Source organism: Variovorax frigidus (assembly GCF_051216515.1).
GTDB lineage: Bacteria > Pseudomonadota > Gammaproteobacteria > Burkholderiales > Burkholderiaceae_C > Variovorax.
Genome location: NZ_JBPJZF010000003.1, coordinates 397,805 through 416,021, shown reverse-complemented (window position 1 = coordinate 416,021; position 18,217 = coordinate 397,805). Strand labels below are relative to the sequence as shown.

The 18,217-nt window shown below is 69.0% G+C and carries 18 protein-coding genes; 7 read left to right on the top strand and 11 right to left on the bottom strand.

Annotated features, from left to right (window positions below; translation table 11 throughout):
* Positions 1 to 12: 12 nt before the first annotated feature.
* On the bottom strand, positions 13 to 2,457 hold the full coding sequence (locus ACSFBC_RS11285; RefSeq protein ID WP_435510413.1) for a xanthine dehydrogenase family protein molybdopterin-binding subunit: 2,445 nt from the start codon (positions 2,455 to 2,457) through the stop codon (positions 13 to 15).
* A 10-nt stretch (positions 2,458 to 2,467) separates the two neighbouring features.
* Positions 2,468 to 2,959 carry a (2Fe-2S)-binding protein gene (locus tag ACSFBC_RS11280; RefSeq protein ID WP_435510412.1) on the bottom strand — a complete coding sequence of 164 codons (492 nt, stop codon included), beginning with the start codon at positions 2,957 to 2,959 and terminating at the stop codon, positions 2,468 to 2,470.
* Between the two features lie 223 nt (positions 2,960 to 3,182).
* Here ACSFBC_RS11280 and ACSFBC_RS11275 point away from each other — a divergent pair, with 223 nt between their 5' ends.
* Positions 3,183 to 4,298, top strand: a complete 1,116-nt coding sequence (locus ACSFBC_RS11275) for a helix-turn-helix domain-containing protein (RefSeq protein ID WP_435510411.1) — start codon at positions 3,183 to 3,185, stop codon at positions 4,296 to 4,298.
* A gap of 10 nt (positions 4,299 to 4,308) precedes the next feature.
* On the opposite strand, the gene ACSFBC_RS11270 is transcribed toward ACSFBC_RS11275, so the two are convergent.
* Genes ACSFBC_RS11270 through ACSFBC_RS11255 form a run of 4 tightly spaced genes read right to left on the bottom strand, consistent with a single transcriptional unit; the run spans position 4,309 to position 7,935 of the window.
* On the bottom strand, positions 4,309 to 5,292 hold the full coding sequence (locus ACSFBC_RS11270; RefSeq protein ID WP_435510410.1) for an aldo/keto reductase: 984 nt from the start codon (positions 5,290 to 5,292) through the stop codon (positions 4,309 to 4,311).
* Positions 5,289 to 5,687: a MerR family transcriptional regulator gene (locus tag ACSFBC_RS11265; protein ID WP_435510409.1), complete on the bottom strand. Its 399-nt coding sequence runs from the start codon at positions 5,685 to 5,687 to the stop codon at positions 5,289 to 5,291. Before ACSFBC_RS11265 ends, ACSFBC_RS11270 begins: the two co-directional genes overlap by 4 nt.
* Before the next feature lie 53 nt (positions 5,688 to 5,740).
* Positions 5,741 to 7,213 carry a sensor histidine kinase gene (locus tag ACSFBC_RS11260; protein ID WP_435510408.1) on the bottom strand — a complete coding sequence of 491 codons (1,473 nt, stop codon included), beginning with the start codon at positions 7,211 to 7,213 and terminating at the stop codon, positions 5,741 to 5,743.
* Positions 7,210 to 7,935 carry a response regulator transcription factor gene (locus tag ACSFBC_RS11255; RefSeq protein WP_435510407.1) on the bottom strand — a complete coding sequence of 242 codons (726 nt, stop codon included), beginning with the start codon at positions 7,933 to 7,935 and terminating at the stop codon, positions 7,210 to 7,212. The genes ACSFBC_RS11260 and ACSFBC_RS11255 overlap by 4 nt, the downstream gene beginning before the upstream one ends.
* Before the next feature lie 365 nt (positions 7,936 to 8,300).
* On the opposite strand from ACSFBC_RS11255, the gene ACSFBC_RS11250 reads away from it, so the two are divergent.
* Positions 8,301 to 8,552, top strand: coding sequence for a pentapeptide MXKDX repeat protein (locus ACSFBC_RS11250; protein WP_435510406.1), 252 nt, complete (start codon positions 8,301 to 8,303; stop codon positions 8,550 to 8,552).
* A 39-nt stretch (positions 8,553 to 8,591) separates the two neighbouring features.
* Here ACSFBC_RS11250 and ACSFBC_RS11245 read toward each other — a convergent pair whose 3' ends face one another.
* From ACSFBC_RS11245 to ACSFBC_RS11235, 3 genes are all read right to left on the bottom strand, one after another.
* Positions 8,592 to 9,854, bottom strand: coding sequence for a putative Na+/H+ antiporter (locus ACSFBC_RS11245; RefSeq protein ID WP_435510405.1), 1,263 nt, complete (start codon positions 9,852 to 9,854; stop codon positions 8,592 to 8,594).
* Positions 9,855 to 9,959: 105 nt separating this feature from the next.
* On the bottom strand, positions 9,960 to 10,430 hold the full coding sequence (locus ACSFBC_RS11240; protein ID WP_435510404.1) for a cupin domain-containing protein: 471 nt from the start codon (positions 10,428 to 10,430) through the stop codon (positions 9,960 to 9,962).
* A 287-nt stretch (positions 10,431 to 10,717) separates the two neighbouring features.
* Positions 10,718 to 11,506 carry a TOBE domain-containing protein gene (locus ACSFBC_RS11235; RefSeq protein WP_435510403.1) on the bottom strand — a complete coding sequence of 263 codons (789 nt, stop codon included), beginning with the start codon at positions 11,504 to 11,506 and terminating at the stop codon, positions 10,718 to 10,720.
* Positions 11,507 to 11,654: 148 nt separating this feature from the next.
* Between ACSFBC_RS11235 and modA the strand changes: the two genes are divergently transcribed.
* From modA to ACSFBC_RS11220, 3 genes are read left to right on the top strand one after another with little or no spacing between them, the layout of a single operon-like run.
* Complete coding sequence (gene modA, locus ACSFBC_RS11230; RefSeq protein ID WP_435510402.1) at positions 11,655 to 12,419, top strand: molybdate ABC transporter substrate-binding protein; 765 nt, start codon at positions 11,655 to 11,657, stop codon at positions 12,417 to 12,419.
* Positions 12,420 to 12,422: 3 nt separating this feature from the next.
* On the top strand, positions 12,423 to 13,076 hold the full coding sequence (gene modB, locus ACSFBC_RS11225) for a molybdate ABC transporter permease subunit (RefSeq protein ID WP_435510401.1): 654 nt from the start codon (positions 12,423 to 12,425) through the stop codon (positions 13,074 to 13,076).
* A gap of 5 nt (positions 13,077 to 13,081) precedes the next feature.
* Positions 13,082 to 13,756: an ATP-binding cassette domain-containing protein gene (locus tag ACSFBC_RS11220; RefSeq protein WP_435510400.1), complete on the top strand. Its 675-nt coding sequence runs from the start codon at positions 13,082 to 13,084 to the stop codon at positions 13,754 to 13,756.
* 5 nt (positions 13,757 to 13,761) lie between these two features.
* Here ACSFBC_RS11220 and ACSFBC_RS11215 read toward each other — a convergent pair whose 3' ends face one another.
* Positions 13,762 to 14,139 (bottom strand): nuclear transport factor 2 family protein, encoded by a 378-nt coding sequence (locus ACSFBC_RS11215; protein ID WP_435510399.1) that lies wholly within the window; start codon positions 14,137 to 14,139, stop codon positions 13,762 to 13,764.
* 109 nt (positions 14,140 to 14,248) lie between these two features.
* The gene (locus tag ACSFBC_RS11210; protein WP_435510398.1) at positions 14,249 to 15,529 is read right to left on the bottom strand and encodes an SUMF1/EgtB/PvdO family nonheme iron enzyme; all 1,281 of its coding nucleotides are present in this window, start codon (positions 15,527 to 15,529) and stop codon (positions 14,249 to 14,251) included.
* A gap of 167 nt (positions 15,530 to 15,696) precedes the next feature.
* Here ACSFBC_RS11210 and ACSFBC_RS11205 point away from each other — a divergent pair, with 167 nt between their 5' ends.
* Both ACSFBC_RS11205 and ACSFBC_RS11200 read left to right on the top strand, forming a co-directional pair.
* Positions 15,697 to 16,317 (top strand): TRAP transporter small permease subunit, encoded by a 621-nt coding sequence (locus tag ACSFBC_RS11205; RefSeq protein WP_435510397.1) that lies wholly within the window; start codon positions 15,697 to 15,699, stop codon positions 16,315 to 16,317.
* Positions 16,318 to 16,340: 23 nt separating this feature from the next.
* Positions 16,341 to 18,185 (top strand): TRAP transporter large permease, encoded by a 1,845-nt coding sequence (locus ACSFBC_RS11200; protein WP_435510396.1) that lies wholly within the window; start codon positions 16,341 to 16,343, stop codon positions 18,183 to 18,185.
* The last annotated feature ends 32 nt before the right edge of the window (positions 18,186 to 18,217 follow it).

Here is an 18,217-nt window from a genome sequence, read left to right as displayed (position 1 = left end):
GTCGCTCCTGGTTCAAACGGGCGGACGGCCCTGGGTGCTCGCGGCGAGCGACGGGGTCTGCGGTTGCTGGGTCGGCGTGGTGGCGCCCTTCTGCATCGCCTCCCACACGCGGTGCGGCGACGCGGGCATGTCGAAGTCCTTGACGCCCAGCGGCGCCAGCGCGTCGAGCACCGCGTTGATCACCGCCGGCGGCGAGCCGATGGCACCGGCCTCGCCGCAACCCTTGGAGCCGATCGGGTTGTGGGTGCAGGGCGTGCTCAAGGTGTCGAGCTTGAAGTTGGGGAAGTCCTGGGCGCGCGGCATCGCGTAGTCCATGAAGCTGCCGGTGAGCAGTTGCCCCGTCTCGTTGTCGTAGACGCAGTTCTCCATCAGCGCCTGGCCGATGCCCTGCACGATGCCGCCGTGCACCTGGCCCTCCACGATCATCGGGTTGATGATGGTGCCGAAGTCGTCGACCGCGGTGAAGCGGTCGATGGTGACCTCGCCCGTGCCCTTGTCGATCTCGACCTCGCAGATGTAGGTACCGGCCGGGTAGGTGAAGTTGGTCGGGTCGTAGAAGGCCGTCTCGTTGAGGCCGGGTTCGAGCTTGTCGAGCGGGTAGTTGTGCGGCACGTAGGCCGTGAGCGCCACCTGGCCGAAGGGGATCTTCTTGTCGGTGCCCTTGACCGTGAACTCGCCGTTGGCGAACTCGATGTCGGCGTCGCTGGCCTCCATCAGGTGGGCCGCGATCTTCTTGGCCTTGTTCTCGATCTTGTCGAGCGCCTTCATGATGGCCGTGCCGCCCACCGACAGCGAACGCGAGCCGTAGGTGCCCATGCCGAAGGGCACGCGGCCGGTGTCGCCGTGCACGATGTCGACGTTCTCGACCGGAATGCCCAGGCGCGCCGCCACCAGCTGCGCGAAGGTGGTCTCGTGGCCCTGGCCGTGGCTGTGCGAGCCGGTGAACACCGTCACGCTGCCGGTCGGATGCACGCGCACCTCGCCGGCTTCGAACAGGCCGGCACGCGCACCGAGTGCGCCCGCCACGTTCGATGGCGCCAGGCCACAGGCCTCGATGTAGCTGGAATAGCCGATGCCGCGCAGCTTGCCGTTCTTCTCGCTCTCGGCCCGGCGTGCAGCCAGGCCCGAGACCTCGGCCAGTTCGTTCGCGCGGTTCAGCAAGGCGGGGAAGTCGCCGGTGTCGTACTGCAGCGCCACCGGCGTCTGGTAGGGGAAGCTGCTGATGAAATTGCGGCGCCGGATCTCGTCCTGCGCAAGGTTCATTTCCCAGGCACAGCGCGACACCAGCCGCTCGAGCAGGTAGGTCGCTTCGGGCCGCCCTGCGCCGCGGTAGGCATCGACCGGCGCGGTGTTGGTGAACCAGGCATCGACCTCGACGTAGATCTGCGGCGTGGCGTACTGGCCGGCCAGCAGCGTGGCGTAGAGGATGGTCGGGATGGCCGTGGAGAAGGTCGACAGGTAGGCGCCCAGGTTGGCGTCGGTGTGCACCCGCATCGCGAGGAACTTGCCGTCCTTGTCCATCGCCATCTCGGCATGGCTCACATGGTCGCGGCCGTGCGCGTCGGACAGGAAACACTCCGAGCGCTCGCCGGTCCACTTGATGCTGCGGTTGAGCTGCTTGGCGGCCCAGGTCAGGCAGACGTCTTCGGCATAGAGGTAGATCTTGGAGCCGAAGCCGCCGCCCACGTCGGGAGCGATCACGCGCACCTTGTGCTCGGGCAGGCCCAGCACGAAGGCCGTCATGAGCAGGCGCTCGACGTGCGGATTCTGGTTCGACACGTAAAGCACGTACTCCTCGGTCGCCCGGCTGTAGTTGCCGATGGCCACGCGCGGCTCGATCGGGTTGGGGATGAGCCGGTTGTTGACCAGGTCGAGCTGCGTCACATGCGCCGCATTGGCGAAGGCCGCGTCGACACCGGCCTTGTCGCCCAGCGTCCACTTGTAGCACTGGTTGTCGGGCGCCTCGTCGTGGATCGTCACGCCGCTCTGCTTCTTCGCGGCGTCGGCCACGCTGACCAGCGCGGTGTGCACGTCGTAGTCGACCACCACGGCCTCGGCCGCGTTCTTGGCCTGCTCCACCGTCTCGGCCACCACCATCGCGACGTGGTCGCCGACGTAGCGCACCTTCTTGATCGCCAGGATCGGGTGCAGCGGCTCCTTCATCGGCGTGCCGTCGGGGTTGTTGATCAGCCAGCCGCAGGGCAGCCCGCCCATCTTGCCCTCGATGTCCTTGCCGCTGAAGATGCCGATCACACCGGGCATCTTCAGCGCCTCGGCGGTGTCGACCGAGCGGATGGTGGCGTGCGCGTGCGGCGAGCGCACGAAGATCGCATGGCTCTGCGCGGCCATGGTCACGTCGTCGGTGTAGTTGCCGGCACCGGTCAGGAAGCGGTAGTCCTCCTTGCGGCGGATGGCCTCGCCGATGTGCGGGAGCTTGGCGAAATCGGATGCACCCATGGCGTGCTCCTCAGGCCGTGACGGGCTTGCCAGCCGCCGCGGTCATGTTCTTGCCACCCAACTGCACGGCCTTCACGATGTTCTGGTAGCCCGTACAGCGGCACAGGTTGCCGTCGAGCAGCGCGCGCACCTCGGTCTCGCTGGCGTTCGGGTGGTAGGTGCAGAGGTCGATGGCGCTCATCACCATGCCCGGGGTGCAGAAGCCGCACTGCAGGCCGTGGCACTCCTTGAAGGCCGCCTGCATCGGATGCATGGTGCCGTCGGCCTCGGCCACGCCCTCGATGGTCGTGATCTCGGCGCCGGCCACCTGGGCCACGAGCACGTTGCAGGACTTGATCGCGCGGCCGTTCACATGCACGGTGCAGGCGCCGCACTGGGCGGTGTCGCAGCCTACGTGGGTGCCGGTCAGGTGCAGATGCTCGCGGATCGCGTGCACGAGGAAGGTGTTGGGCGGGGCGTCGACCGTGGCCGCGCGGCCGTTGACGGTGAAAGAAACCTGCATGTGGCTGTCTCCGTGTAGGTGATGGCTGGTTGGGGCCTGTTCACCCTATTTCCGGGGTCGCGATCCCCGGAAATAGGGTGAACAGGCCCAGGCATCTTGTGCGCGGGGTCGGGGGCCTACCCTAGGCAAAACCCTTGCCGCTTGCAGGTCGGCCGTGAAATTCTCAAAATGGCACAGCGCGCCCCGCTTCGCGCCCCCTGCCGCCGCTTCGCCTCACCCCAAGATGATCACCACTCCCGCCCATTCGCCCCGCGACGGCAGCCGCCTCCTTGCCATCGCCCAGGCGCGCCGGCAGTGCATCCATGGCGAGGACCTGGCCCTGGCCGCGCCGGTCGAACCCTGGCTGCTGCGCTCCTGGCGCCGCTGCCTGGCGGCCGGCCACCGGCCGCAGCAGCGGCTGAGCTTCGAGCCGGTGTCGCCCACCGCGGTGCGCGACACGGACGAACGCCACCAGGCGCTGCTGGTTGCGGCGCGCCCGGTGCTTGCGCGGCTGTCGCGCGCCATCGCCGACACCCGCTACTTCGCGCTGCTGACCGATGCCGACGGCATCGTGATCGAGGTCGGCGCGCTGCCGACCGGCAGCGACGACTCGGTGCGCCGCGCGCACGACATCGGCCGCGTGGGCATCGACCTGTCGGAGCGCGCCGTCGGCACCTCGGCCATCGGGGCCGCGCTGGCCGAGCGTGCGCCGGTGTGGCTGCACCGCGCCGAACACTTCTTCGACGACACCGGCATCTACAGCTGCGCGGGCGCGCCGCTGTTCGGGCCGCAGGGCGACTGCATCGGCATGCTCGACCTGACCGGCGTGCAGGCGGTCGAACGCCCCGAGCTGCGGCATCTGGCGGCCGGGTCGGCGCGCAGCATCGGGAACGCGCTGGTGCGCGCGCAGCCGCACGCGCTGATGCTGCGCCTGAACTGGCCGGGCTGCGCGAGCGGCGACGAATCCGAAGGACTGCTCGCACTCGACGCCGATGCGCGCGTGGTCGCGGCCAATGCCGCCGCGCGGCAGATGCTGAACGCGCCGCTGCGTACCGGGGCCGGCGCGGCACCCGCGGCCGACACGCTGTTCGCCCTGCCCACGGGGCTGCTGTGGGACGCCGCCCGACAAGACCGCACGCTCGAGATCCCGCTGTGGTCCGGCCTGCGCCTGCAGGCCTGGCCCGAACTGCCGGCGCACGGCACGGCACCCGCTTCGGCCCGCCCACGGCTGCGCGACGTGGAAACGGCGCTGATCCGCAAGGCGGTCGAGGAGGCCCGCGGCAACGTGGCCGAGGCCGCGCGCACGCTGGGCATCAGCCGCGCGACGGTCTACCGCAAGCTGTCGGCGCGCGTGCGCTGAGCCGCGGCGTTCAAGCGTTCAAGCCCTTCATTCCTTCGTCTGTGTAGCGCCCGCCCACCGCCACGCCGATCGGCAGCGCCGCGCCGATGCGGGCCAGATCGTCGGCCGACAGCACGACGTTCAGCGCGCCCAGGTTGTCGTCGAGGTAGCGGATGCGCTTGGTGCCCGGGATCGGGATCACGTCGTCGCCCTGCGCCAGCAGCCAGGCCAGTGCGAGCTGGGCCGGCGTGCAGGCCTTCTCGGCCGCCAGCGCCTTCACCGTCTCGACGATGCGCAGGTTGCCCTGCAGGTTCTCTTCGGCGAAGCGCGGGTTGGAGCGGCGGAAGTCCTTGGCGTCGAGCGTGTCGCTCGTGACCTGGCCGGTCAGGAAGCCGCGGCCCAGCGGGCTGTAGGCGCAGAAGGCCGCGCCCACCTCGCGGCAGGCCTGCAGCACGCCCTGCTCCGGGTCGCGCGTCCACAGCGAGTATTCGCTCTGCACGGCGGCGATCGGATGCAGCGCGGCCGCGCGCCGCAACGTCTCGGGTGAGACCTCCGACAGGCCGATGGCGCGGACCTTGCCGGCCTTCACCAGTTCGGCCAGGGCGCCGATCGAATCCTCCAGCGGCGTCTCGAGGTTGAGCCGGTGGATGTAATAGAGGTCGATGGTCTCCACGCCCAGCCGGCGCAGCGAGGCCTCGCAGGCCGAGCGGATGTAGTCGGGCGAGTTGTCGACGCGGCGCTCGTAGCTGCCGGGCTTGCGCACCAGGCCGAACTTGGTGGCGACCGTGACGCGCTCGCGCTTGCCTTTGAGAAAGCGGCCCAGCAGTGCCTCGTTGAGGCCGAAGCCGTAGGCGTCGGCGGTGTCGAACAGGCTTACGCCCGCGTCGAGCGCGTGATCGAGCGTGGCCAGCGACTGGGCGTCGTCGGTTTCGCCGTAGAACTCCGACATGCCCATGCACCCGAGGCCGAGCGCCCCGACCTGGAGGCCGCTCTGGCCGATGGAACGTTGCTTCATGCTGCTTTTTCCTTTTGCGATGAATGAGGGCCGCGCTCGACGGCGCGGTAGTGCGTGATCTTGTCGGTCAGGATGCCGGCAGCGAGCTGCATCTCGGCGATGGACGCCTGTACCTCGGCCAGGTGCGTCTCGAGCATCTGGCGCCGCTGCGCGGCCGTGGCATCGCCCTGGCTGCGCAAGGTGGCGAAGGCCTGCATCTGGGCGATCGGCATGCGGGTCTCGCGCAGGCGCAGCAAAAAACCGATCCATTCGAGGTCAGCGGCCGCATAGCGGCGCTGGCCGCCGGAAGCGCGCGTCACCGCAGCGATCAGGCCGATGCGTTCGTAGTAGCGCAGCGTGTGCGCCGTGAGACCGGTGCGGTGCGACACCTGGTCGATGCTGAGCGGAGAGTCCATGCGTGCATTCTCGAAGTTCGAGCGCACTCGAAGTCAAGCACTGTCACCTTCTTTTATTGCAGCCCGAAGCTGAAGACCGCCCCTCGCCCCTCGTGCGGCTCCAGCCGGATGTCGCTGCCATGCAGTTGCAGGATGCGCCAGACGATCATCAGCCCCAGCCCGCCTTCACGCTGGCGGCCTGCCGCGAACGCGGGCCGCGTGAAGATCACCGGCTTCAGTTCCTGCGGCACGCCCGGCCCGGTGTCGCTCACCTCGACGCGTATGCCCGCGCCCTCGCCCGACAACCGGACCTTGACCTCGCCACCTTCGGGCGTGTGCCGGATCGCGTTGTCCAGCAGGTTGGTGAGCACGCGCTCGATCATGCCCAGGTCGGCGTGGACGGCCGGCAGGCCCTGCGCGATGTCGGCCACCAGACGCTGCTTGCGCGCCTCGGCCGCGAGTTCGAACTTCTGGAACACGTCCTGCACCAGGTCGGCCAGCGCGAAGCGTTCCTTCTCGGGCTTGACCACGCCGTACTCCAGCCGCGCCAGTTCGAACAGCGCCTGCGCGAGCCGGCCGACCTTGCGGCTCTGGCCGAGCGCGATCTCCAGGTAGCGGCGGCGCTCGGCAGGCGCGAGCGTGTCGGCCTTCATCTGCAGCGTCTCGAGGTAGCCGTGCAGCGAGGTCAGCGGCGTGCGCAGGTCGTGCGAGATGTTGGCGAAGAGTTCGCGCCGCTGCTGGTCCTGCACCGTGAGCTCGCGCCATTGCTCGGCGATGCGCTGCGCCATCTTCTGGAAGGCCTGGCCCAGCAGGCCGATCTCGCCGCCGCCTTGCGCCACGCGGTCCAGCGCAGGGGCGGCCTGCTCCAGCGAGGCCACGCCCTCGCGCTCGAAGCGCTCGACCGCGCCGGTCAGTTCGCGCAGCGGCCGCGTGATGAGCCGGAAGGCGACCAGCCCCGCCACCAGGCCCAGCATCGCAACCAGCGCCATCGACCACAGCGTGGTGCGCATCACGCTGCCGGCCGCGACGTTGGCGGCCACGGCGTCGCGGTCCTCGCCCGACAGCACCACGTAGACGTAGCCCGCGTCGCGCCCGTCGGCCTGCAGCGGCGCGGCGCTGAAGACCTTGCGCCCGCCCTCGCCGCGCGGATCGTCGCCGAACACCGGCAGCGCCGCGCCGCCCAGCAAGCGGCGGATGGGCGCCAGGTCGACGCGGTCGCGCTTGAGATGCCCTGGCGGCGCGGCCTGCGCGACGATGCGGCCGTCGGCCGCCAGCAGATAGACCTCGACGCTGGGGTTGACCGCCATCAGCTGGTCGAAGAGCGCGCGCACGGCGGTGTCGTCGAGACCGTCGGCGCGCATCAGCGCGGCATGGCCCGCGATGTGGGTGGCCAGGCCCATCGACAGGCGCTGCGTCACCTCCTGCTCGTGCCGTCCGCCGGCCGACCACTGCAGCCAGGCCGAGGCGCCGCAGCAGGCCAGCAGCAGCACCGCGAAGACGGCCGACAGCCGGCGCGAGAGGCTGGCCGAAGCGAAGCCCGTCTTCATGCTGCGGCCTCTTGCGCGTCGGAGGGCGCCAGCTTGTAGCCGCGCCCCCAGACCGTCAGGATGCGGCGCGGCTCGGCCGGGTCGGCTTCGATCTTCATGCGCAGCCGGTTGATGTGCGTGTTGACCGTGTGCTCGTAGCCGTCGTGCTGGTAGCCCCAGACCTGGTTGAGCAGGTCGAGCCGCGAGAACACGCGACCCGGATGGCGCGCGAAGAAATACAGCAGGTCGAACTCGCGCGGCGTGAGTTCGATCGGTTTGCGGTCGACCCAGACCTCGCGCGCCACCGGGTCGATGCCCAGGTTGCCGAGATCGAGCCGGCCCGACGCCATGCGCGCGTTGCGCGCCATCGCCTCGGTGCGCCGCAGCAGCGCACGCACGCGTGCCACCAGCTCCAGCACCGAGAAGGGCTTGGCCAGGTAGTCGTCGGCCCCCAGCTCCAGCCCGAGGATGCGGTGCACTTCGCTCGAGCGTGCGCTGGTGATGATGATCGGCGTATAGCGCGTCATGGCGCGAGCGCGGCGGCAGATCTCGAGGCCGTCGATGCCGGGCAGCATCAGGTCGAGGATCAGCGCGTCCCAGCTGCCGCGCTCGAGTTCGCGTGCGCCCGCATCGCCGTCGGCCGCATGGGTCACGGCATAGCCCTCGTCGTGCAGGTGCATGCGCAGCAGCTCGGCGATGTGGGCATCGTCCTCGACGATCAGCACGCGTTTGGCGGTTTCCATGTCGGCCCATTCTGCGACGGGACGGCCGCGGGAGTTATCACGAATTATTGAACTCTTCGTGAGGATTCGGCCAGCAGGTGGCCCCAACAATCCGCCCCATGCAAGACCGCCACCTCACCCCCGATCGCACCCCGATCCACCCGGTGTGGATGCGCATCACCCACTGGCTCAACGCGCTGGCGGTAGCGAGGCGACCTTCTTCACCAACACCCACCCTGGCAGCTATTGGGAAGACCAGGGTGACAACGGGTTCGGCAGGAACTGAGCACCTCGAGGCTCAGCGCTGCTGCAACGCGAGGCCGGCGCCCTGTCGAACCCGGCCATTCCCTTCAAGACGACTTTCTCATCACATCAAGGAAACCCCAATGAACAAGCTCAGCACCACCCTCCTCGCCACCTTCATCGCCCTCGGTTCGGTCTCGGCCTTCGCCGCCGACGAGATGAAGAAGGACGGCATGGCCAAGGATTCGATGGCGAAGGATTCGATGGCCAAAGACGGCATGAAGAAGGATTCGATGGCGAAGGACGGCATGTCCAAGGACGCGATGTCGAAGGACGGCATGAAGAAGGACGCCATGGGCAAGGACGCGATGTCCAAGGACGCCATGAAGAAGTAAGGCCGCCGAACGGACGCGGCGGCCCGGTGCCTTCTTTTCTCAGAGGAACAGGAAGGCCGCCGCAGCCACCGCCGTGGGCCCCAGCGCCCCGAGCAGCAAGCCGCCCGCGCCGACGGTCTCGTCGGCGAAGCCGCGCTTGAGCAGGGCCACGCCGGCCGGGTTGGGCGCGTTGGCGATGACCGTCAACCCCCCGCCCGCGACCGCGCCGCCCACCAGCATGTACTTCGACTCCTCGGAGATGCCCACGATCAGCGAGCCGAGGTAGGTCAGCGCGGCGTTGTCGGTGATGGCGGTCAGGCCCAGCGCGCCGAGGAACAGTGCGACCGGCGTCAGGCCCGAGACGATGGGCTGCAGCCACCATTGCTGCATGCCGCCCAGCACCACCAGGCCGGCCAGGAAGAAGCCGACCAGCAGGGCTTCCTTGATGATCAGCGGGCTCTGGTGCCGCTCATAGGCCTGCGTGAAGCCGAGGAACATCAGGAACAGGCCCAGGAACAACACGGGGTGATGGGCGAACAGCACCACGCCGGCCAGCAGGCCGAAATGCACGGCCACCACCGTCGGCGGCACGCGCGTCTCGGATGCTTTCCCGTCGGACGCCGCGGACGCGGGACGCAGATGGCGGCGCAGCACGAAGGTCGCAACGCTCGCATTCACCAGCACCGCGAGCGCGGCCTTCCAGCCGAAGGTCGCGAACATGAAGGCGCTGTCCCATTGCCAGGTCGTGGCGACCATCAGCACCGGCGGCGCCGCATAGGAGGTGAGCGTGCCGCCGATCGAGACGTTCACGAACAGCACGCCCAGGGCCAGGTACTTGACGCGCTCCGGCACCTCGGGACGAAAGATCTGCGGTGCCAGCATCAGGGCGGCAATCGTCATCGCGGCCGGCTCGGTGATCAGCGAGCCGAACAGCGGCACCGCAGCCAGCCCCAGCCAGGCGCTGGCCAGCGGCGTGGACACCGGCAGCATCCGCGCGAGGGTGTCGACGCTCGCCATCACCGTGCGCAGCACCGGCCGCGATGCGGCGATCACCATCACGACGAAGACGAACAACGGCTCGGTGTAGTTGCGCGATTCGGCATAGTCCAGCGCCTGCGTGCCGCCGGTGACGAAGGCCATCGCCAGCACCAGCACGATGGCCCAGAAGCCGAACACGACCTCGACCTCGCCCAGCAGATGGAACAGGCCGGCGTGGGCGGGATGGCGATGGGACAGCCGCTCGAACTGCTTGGCGGCGAAGGTGTGAAGCAGGGCAACAGCGAAGATGGCTGCCGCGATCCATTGGATCGGGGTGTCGGTCATGGTTTTCGATCGTGACGAAACTGCGAGGCGGCCCGACCTTCGCAATGACCTGACATGCCCTGATTGGCATGCCACCCTGCACGTATTTTACCCGCTCCCCGTCGCTCACCGGGTCGCGGGCGTGGGCACGAGGTCGAAGTGGTCGGCCTGGTATTGGAACAGCAGGCAGTCGGTGCCCGGCTCGCAGCCGCTGAAATGCGGCAGCTTGCCCGGGATGTCGTAGTACGAACCCGCTGGGTACTGCACCTTCTTGCCGTCTTCGAAGATCGCATAGAACACGCCGCTCAGCACCACCGTGGGCAGTGCCTGCGTGTGGAAGTGGTGCGGGTTGACATAGCCGGCCGGGAATTCCACGAAGGCCTCGTAGGGGCCCTGGCCCGTGATGTCGCCGCGCACGTTCGCGGCGCGGATGCCGCCGGTGCCGGGGACGTCGTGCCACTGGAGGTCCTTGGCGGGCAGCGAGACCAGTGCTTCGGTCGGCGTCGCACTCCCTCCTCCGCCGCCGCAGCCGGTCAGCGCCGCCAGAGCCACCAGGCTCAGGGCGCCGATGCGGTAGTTGAATGTGTTCTTCTTCATGATTTTTCCCTTGGGTGTGACAGCAAACAGTAAGAGGACGCCGCGACGCAACCGGGTGCGAGACGGGCTCGCCCCGGAGAGATGCGTTCTGAAAATCGATGACGATCCGCGCCCCGTGGCCCGACCGAATCGCCAGGGCCGGTGATCTGGCGGATACCGGAATGCTTTATGAGCGGGTGCCTTTCATGCCCGATGCGATGTGGCGGCTCGAATGGTAGAAGCGCGTGCCGCGGCGCGCCAGCCGTCCTGCCGCACAAGATCTGTGCGGATCGCGCGCGCCGGCCGCGTCAGGCCGGCAGCGCGATCACCACGGCCGCTTCGTCGACCACCACGGCCACGCGCTGCCGCGTGCGCAGCGCGACGTCGCGCGGTGCGAAGCCGACCAGTTGCAGACCGGCGCCGATCAGCACCGCGATCTCGTCGCCGCCCGCGCCGCGCAGCACGCTCGTCACGGCGCCGTCGAGCCGGTTGCCGGTCGCACGCCGGGTGGTTGGCGCGGCGTCGGCACGGCACACGCGCACCGCGGTGGCCTTGCACAGTGCGAGCACCGGCAAGCCTTCATGCAGGCCCAACAGCTCGGCGCTTTCCTGGGTGATACGCGCGGCGATGCGGCCTCCTTCGATCGCATCGCCGAGCCGCATCACGGCGCGCACCGTGCGGCCGGTCGGCTGCAAGGCCTCGATCACGGCCGGCAGCTGGTTGCGCATGCTGGTGCGCACCGCCAATCGCGCCATGGTGGCGTCGGCCCGCGGCGCCGCCTCGGCCCCACCGGCCGCCCAGCGCGCATGCACCTCGCGTCGCGCGGTGTCGAGCGCCTCGGCCAGTTCGAGCAGATGGCCGCCATGGGCCGTGAGCACGGCGCCGCCACCGCCCGCGCCGCCCACCGCACGCTCGACCAGCGGCACGCTTGCGAGGTTGGTCAGTGTGTCGATGGCCTGCCAGGCGGCCTTGTAGCTCACGCCCGCATCGCGCGCGGCCTGCGAGATGCTGCCGCTGCGGGCGATGCCGCGCAGCAGGTCGATGCGCTTGTCGCTCGGGCCGTGGCCGAGCGCGTCGATGAGTCGGGGGCTTGCCATGCGGGGCATTGTGCAATGGCCACGGCGATATCCGCCGCGACACCGCTCGTGGATCGTTTGGCTTCAAGCGCTTGCGCCAGCGAGAGGCATGCAGGCGTTGTTATGATTTCGCTATTCCCGATTTGAATAGCGAACCGAAGGACGCGCGATGAAGACAACTCCCCGCTGGCTGCACAAGGCCACCTTCCTAGCCGCTCTTTCGCTGGGCAGCGTCGCGCTCCATGCGCAGGAGCTGGTGGTGTCCGCCGCGGCCAGCCTGACGAATGCCTTCCAGGCCGTCGGGCAAGCCTACGAAAAGGCGCACCCGGGCGCCAAGGTGACCTTCAATTTCGCCGCCTCGGGCCCGCTGCTCGCGCAGATCCAGCAAGGCGCGCCGGTCGACGTCTTCGCCTCGGCCGACCAGGACACCATGGACCGCGCCGCCAAGGCCCATCTGCTGGCCGAGGGCACGCGTGCCGACTTCGCGCGCAACACGCTGGTGCTGATCGTTCCCGCGAGTGCCAAGGCCTCGCCCGCCAGGCTGGCCGATCTGTCCGACGCCGCGTACAAGCGCATCTCGACGGGCACGCCGTCGTCGGTGCCCGTGGGCCGCTACACCATGGCCTCGGTGCAGGAAGCCGGCCTCGCCGCCGCGCTCGAACCCAAGTGGATCTACGGCGAGAGCGTGCGCCAGGTGCTCAACTACGTGGCGCGCAACGAGGTCGATGCGGGCTTCGTCTACCGCACCGACGCACTGGTCGAACGCGAGAAGACGCGCATCGCGCTCACCGTGCCCACCACCACGCCCGTGAGCTACCCCATCGCGCAGATCGCCACCAGCAGGAACGCGGCCGGCGGCAAGGACTTCGTCGCCTTCGTGCGCAGCGCCGCCGGCCAGCAGATCCTCGACGGCTTCGGTTTCTCCAGGCCCTGATCCTTGCTCGCCCCACTCTGGCTCACGCTCAAGATCGCCCTGCTGGCCACGCTGCTCGCAGGGGCGGTGGGCATCGCGCTGGGCTGGTGGATGGCGCGCCGGCAATTCGCCGGCAAGAACTTCGTCGACGCACTGCTGATGCTGCCGATGGTGCTGCCGCCGACGGTGCTGGGCTACTACCTGATCGTGGTGATCGGCCGCAACGGCGTGCTGGGCCAGTACCTCGACCGCTGGTTCGGCATCAACCTGATGTTCACCTGGCAGGGCGCGGTGATCGCGGCCTCGCTGGTCTCGCTGCCGCTGATCTACAAGGCCGCGCGCGCCGCCTTCGAGGACGTCGACGGCCGCTTCCTGCATGCCGCGCGCACGCTGGGCGCGGGCGAGTTCGAGATCTTCGCGCGCGTGGCGCTGCCGCTCGCCGTGCGGGGCATCACGGCCGGTCTGATGCTCGCGTTTGCGCGCGCCATGGGGGAGTTCGGCGCCACGCTGATGATCGCCGGCAACCTGCCCGGCAAGACGCAGACGCTGTCGATCGCCATCTACGACGCCGTGCAGGCCGGCAACGACGCGCAGGCGCTGTGGCTCACGCTGGTGATCTCGGTGGTGTGCGTGGTGGTGCTGGTGGTGTCCGGCCGCATGCTGCAGGCCAGGCATTGACGCCCATGACCCCCGTGCTCGACATCCATGTGCAGACCCTGCTGGAATCGCCCGGGCGGCGCTTCGAGCTCGATGCGCGGTTCACTTCCACGACGCGGCGCACCGCGCTGATCGGCGCTTCGGGCTCCGGCAAGTCGACCGTCCTGATGGCGATCGCGGGGCTGGCCCCGCATGCGCGCGGCCATGTGCGGGTGGCGGGCGAAACGCTGCTCGACAGCGCCCAGGGCATCGACCTGCCGACCCGTGCGCGCGGTGTCGGCCTGGTGTTCCAGGACTACGCGCTGTTCCCCCACATGACGGTCGAGCAGAACCTGGCCTTCGGCCTCTGCCGGCTGGGCCAGCGCCCCGACGAGGCCCAGCGCGCGCGCATCGACGCGCTGGTGCATCAGTTCGACCTGGCCACCTTGCGCACGGCCCGGCCGCGCCACCTGTCGGGTGGCCAGCGCCAGCGCGTGGCATTGGCCCGGGCGCTGGCGCCGCAGCCGCGCGTGCTGCTGCTCGACGAGCCGCTCTCGGCGCTCGACACGGTCCTGCGGGTCCGGCTGCGCGCCGAACTGGCCGAGATGCTCGAGCGCGTGCAGGTGCCGACGCTGCTGGTGACGCACGACCCGAGCGATGTCGAGGCGCTGGCGCAGTCGGTGGTGTCGCTCGACGAAGGCCGTGTCGGGCCGACGCGCTAACCGTCTCAGGCGCCAGCCGGCACCTTGTCCAGGAAACCGACGACCGCGTGCAGCTTGCCGCCGTCGACTTGCGCGAAATCCGAGCCCTCGATCAGGTCCTCGGCGCCCGAAGGCCCCAGCGTCCAGGCGAAACGCAGGTTGTCGCCATGCGCATCGGCCTGTCCCTTGAGGCTGAAGCGGAAGCCGGGGTAGCGTTGCTGCACGGCGCCGACCAGCGCATCGATGGCGTCGATTCCGCGCGCCTGCGCCATCGGGTCAACATAGCTGGCATCGGCCTTCCAGCCGGCTTCGAGCAGGCGACGGCGGCGAAGCGGATCGGTTTCGTTCCAGACGGCGATGTAGCCATTGGCGATGCCGGTGGCATCGAGAGTTGCGGTGTTCATGAGATTCCTTTGGTGCGGGCTCCCCGCAACGGCGCGGGGTGCACGAAGGATCGCGCCGGGCGCGCGCAGCGTCGATGACCTCGCAGGTCATGGCCGGCCCGCATCCGGTTCAAAGCGTGCAGCTGCGAAAGCCGAAGAAGCCGTCGTCGCGCGCCGGCAGCGCGAAGCCGCGCCAGTGCGTCGAGCGCATGCGTGCGCGGGTCGCGAACGACGCACCGCGCAAAACGCGCGCCGTGCCGAAGGCGGGTGCGGGATCGAAATCGGTGCCGATGCTCCACGGGTCGGCACGCCAACCCGGCCAGGCCTGCAATGTGCCCGCGGTCCATTCGTGCACCCCGCCCCAGCCGAAACCGCGGTGTGCGCCGGCCTGGGCCGCGATCTCCCATTCGACCTCGGTGGCGATGCGGCGCCCGGCCCAGCGCGCCCACGCGTCGGCCTCCCACCAGCTCAGGTGCACCGCGGCGTGGTGGCCCCCGGCCTGCACCATGCGGCCGAAACGGCGCTGCAGCACCGCGCCGCCGGCCCCCCGAGGCCCTGCGCCGATCTGCTCCACATGGCGCGGTGCGCGGCGACCGTCGTGTTGCTGCGCCAGCCATTGCCAGCCGCTCGCATGCCAGAGGTCCTGGCAGTCGTAGCCGCCGTCGTCGACGAACTCCGCGAACTGCTGCCAGCTCACCGGCTGTGCATCGATCTCGAACTCGGGCACCGCGATGCACACGGTGCCGGTTTCCTGGGCGAGCGCCAGGCCGGGCGCGTCGGCGGGCTGGCCCAGCGTCCAATGGGTGGCCGGCATCAAGAGCGGCGCGCGCGGTGCGGCCGCGGGCGGCAGCGCGATGTCCAGGGGCAGGCCCAGGCTCTGGGCCATCACGATCAGCTGCTCGCCGCGCAGGTCCTCGTGCAGCAGCGCCAGCCGGTAGAAGTAGAGGCCCGCGTCCGTCTCGGCCGCACGCGCGAGCAGGTCGAGCGTGCACTCCAGCGTCTCGAGCAGGTAGGCGCGCGTGGCTTCGGCATCGGGCAGCTCGGCGTTGGCACCGGGCGGCTGGCTCCACCAGTCGTCGGCGCGCGGCTCGATCGACGCCAGCCGCGTCGGGCGCGCGGGGCAGTCGAGGCCGAAAGCGCGCTGCGTGTTGCGGGCGATCCACCATTCGGAGAACCAGGCGATATGCCCGCCCAGCCAGAACGGCGGGACCACACCCTCCTGGACCTCCGTCAACGCGGTGCCGCGCCCCTGCGCCTGTTCCCACAGCGACAGCAGATGCAGCGTGTGGTTGCGCGCGTCGATCAGCGCCAGCGACAGCAGTTCGCGGCCGGCGCGCCGCATGTCGGGCGAGTCGATCGAGTGCGGGGTCGCATGTGCGGGCAACGATGCAGGACCAGGGGCAGCAGACATGCGCGGATTATCGCGGTGCACCGCTCAATGACTCCCTACGGGCAAACGCCGCATGGAGAAGCCGCCGTGCACCGATAAAATCTGGCTCACTGCACCCGACCCGCCCGCGCACAACGCCGGTGTGTCGGGTGCGTTCGTATCAAGCACGCCCAAAACATGGAGCAACTATGCAAGGCCTGATGAAGTTGTCGAGAGCCATCGACTGGCTCAATGCCCAAGTGGGCAAGTACGCGATCTGGATCATTCTGGCGTCTACCGCCATCAGTACGCTGAACGCAGTCGTCCGCAAGGTGTTCAACACGAGTTCGAACGCCTACCTCGAAGTCCAGTGGTATCTGTTCGCCTGGTCCTTCCTGATCGCAGCGGGGTTCACCCTGCTCCATCGCGAGCATGTGCGCATCGACGTGCTCAACAGCCGGCTGTCGAAACGCACGCAGATGTGGATCGACATCCTCGGCTTCGCGCTGTTCCTCACGCCGCTGTGCCTCGTGGTGCTGTACTACACGGTGCCCATGCTGATCTCGCAGTACCAGTCGGGCGAGATGTCCGGCAACTCCGGTGGCCTGATCCGTTGGCCGGTGTGGCTGGCGCTGCCGGTGGGCTTCACGCTGCTGCTGCTGCAGGGCTGGTCGGAACTGATCAAGCGCGTCGCGTTCCTGCGCGGCGACGGGCCGGACCCGACGCTCAAGGTGGGCGAGAAATCGGCCGAGGAAGAACTGGCCGAAGTGCTGCGCGAACGTGCCGGCCTCCAGCCCGGAACGCCCGAGCCGGCGCCCCAGGCCCGCTGAACGAAGCGCAACGCACACACACCATGGAATTCATCACTGCCAATTTCGCCCCGATCATGTTCGCGGGGCTGATCATCTTTCTGCTGCTGGGCTTCCCGGTGGCCTTCAGCCTCGGCGCCTGCGGGCTGTTCTTCGGTTTCATCGGCATCGAACTGGGCGTGTTCCAGTCTTCCGTCATGGCCTGGCTGCCGCAGCGGCTCATCGGCATCATGGCCAACGACACCCTGCTGGCCGTTCCGTTCTTCACCCTGATGGGGCTGATCCTGGAGCGAAGCGGCATGGCCGAGGACCTGCTCGACACCGTGGGCCAGGTCTTCGGTCCGATGCGCGGCGGCCTGGCGCTCGCCGTGATCTTCGTGGGCGCGCTGCTGGCCGCCACCACCGGCGTGGTCGCCGCCTCGGTGATCTCGATGGGCCTGATCTCGCTGCCCATCATGCTGCGCTACGGCTACGACCGGCGCATGGCCTCGGGCGTGATTGCCGCCTCGGGCACGCTGGCGCAGATCATCCCGCCCTCGCTGGTGCTGATCATCATGGCCGACCAGCTGGGCAAGAGCGTCGGCGACATGTACAAGGGCGCGTTTCTCCCGGCCTTCATGCTGGTGGGCCTCTACGTCCTCTACGTCGTCTTTCTGGCGATCTTCAAGCCCGAGCGCGTGCCTGCGCTGCCGCCCGAGGCCCGCATCTACCGCGAGCCCAACGGCGGCAGCGGCTACATGTCGCTGGTCGTGCTGATGACGATCTCGGCCGTCGCCGCGATCCTGCTGGCGCAGAACATGACGGCGCTGCACACCTGGTGGCAAGGCCAGGAAGTCACGTTCGTCGCGACCGACGAGAAGGTCGTGGTCGCCATGTGCGGCGGCACCTTCGTGGCCTTCGTGATCGCGGTCTTCAACAAGCTCACCGGCCTGAAGCTGCTGTCGCGCCTGGCCGAACGCGTGACCTTCGTGCTGATCCCGCCGCTGCTGCTGATCTTCCTGGTCCTGGGCACCATCTTCCTGGGCGTGGCCACGCCGACCGAAGGCGGCGCCATGGGTGCGATCGGGGCGCTGGTGATGGGTGTCGTGCGCAAGCGGCTCGACATGAACCTGCTCAGGCAGGCGCTGACCGTGACCACCAAGCTGGGCAGCTTCGTGATGTTCATCCTGATCGGCGCGACCGTCTTCGGGCTGGTCTTCCAGGCAGCGGACGGCCCGATCTGGGTCGAGCACCTGCTGACCGGCCTGCCGGGCGGGCAGATCGGCTTCCTGATCGTGGTGAACCTGCTGATCTTCGTGCTGGCCTTCTTCCTGGACTACTTCGAGCTGTCCTTCATCGTGGTGCCGCTGCTGGCACCGGTCGCGCACAAGCTGGGCATCGACCTGATCTGGTTCGGCGTGCTGCTCGCGGTCAACATGCAGACCTCGTTCATGCACCCGCCCTTCGGCTTCGCACTGTTCTTCCTGCGCTCGGTGGCGCCCGAAAAGCCCTACGTCGACCGCGTCACGCAGAAGATCATGCAGCCGGTCACGACCATGCAGATCTACCGCGGTGCGGTGCCCTTCGTGCTCATCCAGCTGGTCATGGTCGGCGTGCTGATCGCGTTCCCGGGCCTGGTCACCGGCAGCCTGGACAAGGTGCAGAACTACGACCTCGACAAGGTGGGCGAACAGATGCGCGAGCAGTTGCAGCCCGAGAGCAGCACCGACGGTGGCTACGGTGCGAACGAGGAGCCCGGCACCGAACCGTCGGCACCGGCAGAGCCCGCACCCGAAGGCGGCGCCGCGCCCCAGCCGCCGTCTGCGGAGCCCTCGCCCGCAGCGCCGGAGGCCACCGCGGACGATCCGCTGAAAGCGCTGCAGGACGCGCTCAAGCCCAAGAGCCCCTGAGAACCCGGGGCGCTTCGGCGCCCCGCTCCCCC

Excerpts from the sequence above, each read along its gene's own strand:
- ACSFBC_RS11250 (WP_435510406.1), top strand. The coding sequence starts at position 8,301 with ATGAACAAGCTCAGCACCACCCTCCTCGCCACCTTCATCGCCCTCGGT.
- ACSFBC_RS11220 (WP_435510400.1), top strand. The coding sequence starts at position 13,082 with ATGACCCCCGTGCTCGACATCCATGTGCAGACCCTGCTGGAATCGCCC.
- ACSFBC_RS11255 (WP_435510407.1), bottom strand. The coding sequence starts at position 7,935 with ATGGAAACCGCCAAACGCGTGCTGATCGTCGAGGACGATGCCCACATC.
- ACSFBC_RS11245 (WP_435510405.1), bottom strand. The coding sequence starts at position 9,854 with ATGACCGACACCCCGATCCAATGGATCGCGGCAGCCATCTTCGCTGTT.
- modA (WP_435510402.1), top strand. The coding sequence starts at position 11,655 with ATGAAGACAACTCCCCGCTGGCTGCACAAGGCCACCTTCCTAGCCGCT.
- ACSFBC_RS11285 (WP_435510413.1), bottom strand. The coding sequence starts at position 2,457 with ATGGGTGCATCCGATTTCGCCAAGCTCCCGCACATCGGCGAGGCCATC.
- ACSFBC_RS11275 (WP_435510411.1), top strand. The coding sequence starts at position 3,183 with ATGATCACCACTCCCGCCCATTCGCCCCGCGACGGCAGCCGCCTCCTT.
- ACSFBC_RS11265 (WP_435510409.1), bottom strand. The coding sequence starts at position 5,687 with ATGGACTCTCCGCTCAGCATCGACCAGGTGTCGCACCGCACCGGTCTC.
- ACSFBC_RS11270 (WP_435510410.1), bottom strand. The coding sequence starts at position 5,292 with ATGAAGCAACGTTCCATCGGCCAGAGCGGCCTCCAGGTCGGGGCGCTC.
- ACSFBC_RS11210 (WP_435510398.1), bottom strand. The coding sequence starts at position 15,529 with ATGTCTGCTGCCCCTGGTCCTGCATCGTTGCCCGCACATGCGACCCCG.
- ACSFBC_RS11205 (WP_435510397.1), top strand. The coding sequence starts at position 15,697 with ATGCAAGGCCTGATGAAGTTGTCGAGAGCCATCGACTGGCTCAATGCC.
- ACSFBC_RS11260 (WP_435510408.1), bottom strand. The coding sequence starts at position 7,213 with ATGAAGACGGGCTTCGCTTCGGCCAGCCTCTCGCGCCGGCTGTCGGCC.
- ACSFBC_RS11215 (WP_435510399.1), bottom strand. The coding sequence starts at position 14,139 with ATGAACACCGCAACTCTCGATGCCACCGGCATCGCCAATGGCTACATC.
- ACSFBC_RS11240 (WP_435510404.1), bottom strand. The coding sequence starts at position 10,430 with ATGAAGAAGAACACATTCAACTACCGCATCGGCGCCCTGAGCCTGGTG.
- ACSFBC_RS11235 (WP_435510403.1), bottom strand. The coding sequence starts at position 11,506 with ATGGCAAGCCCCCGACTCATCGACGCGCTCGGCCACGGCCCGAGCGAC.
- ACSFBC_RS11280 (WP_435510412.1), bottom strand. The coding sequence starts at position 2,959 with ATGCAGGTTTCTTTCACCGTCAACGGCCGCGCGGCCACGGTCGACGCC.
- ACSFBC_RS11200 (WP_435510396.1), top strand. The coding sequence starts at position 16,341 with ATGGAATTCATCACTGCCAATTTCGCCCCGATCATGTTCGCGGGGCTG.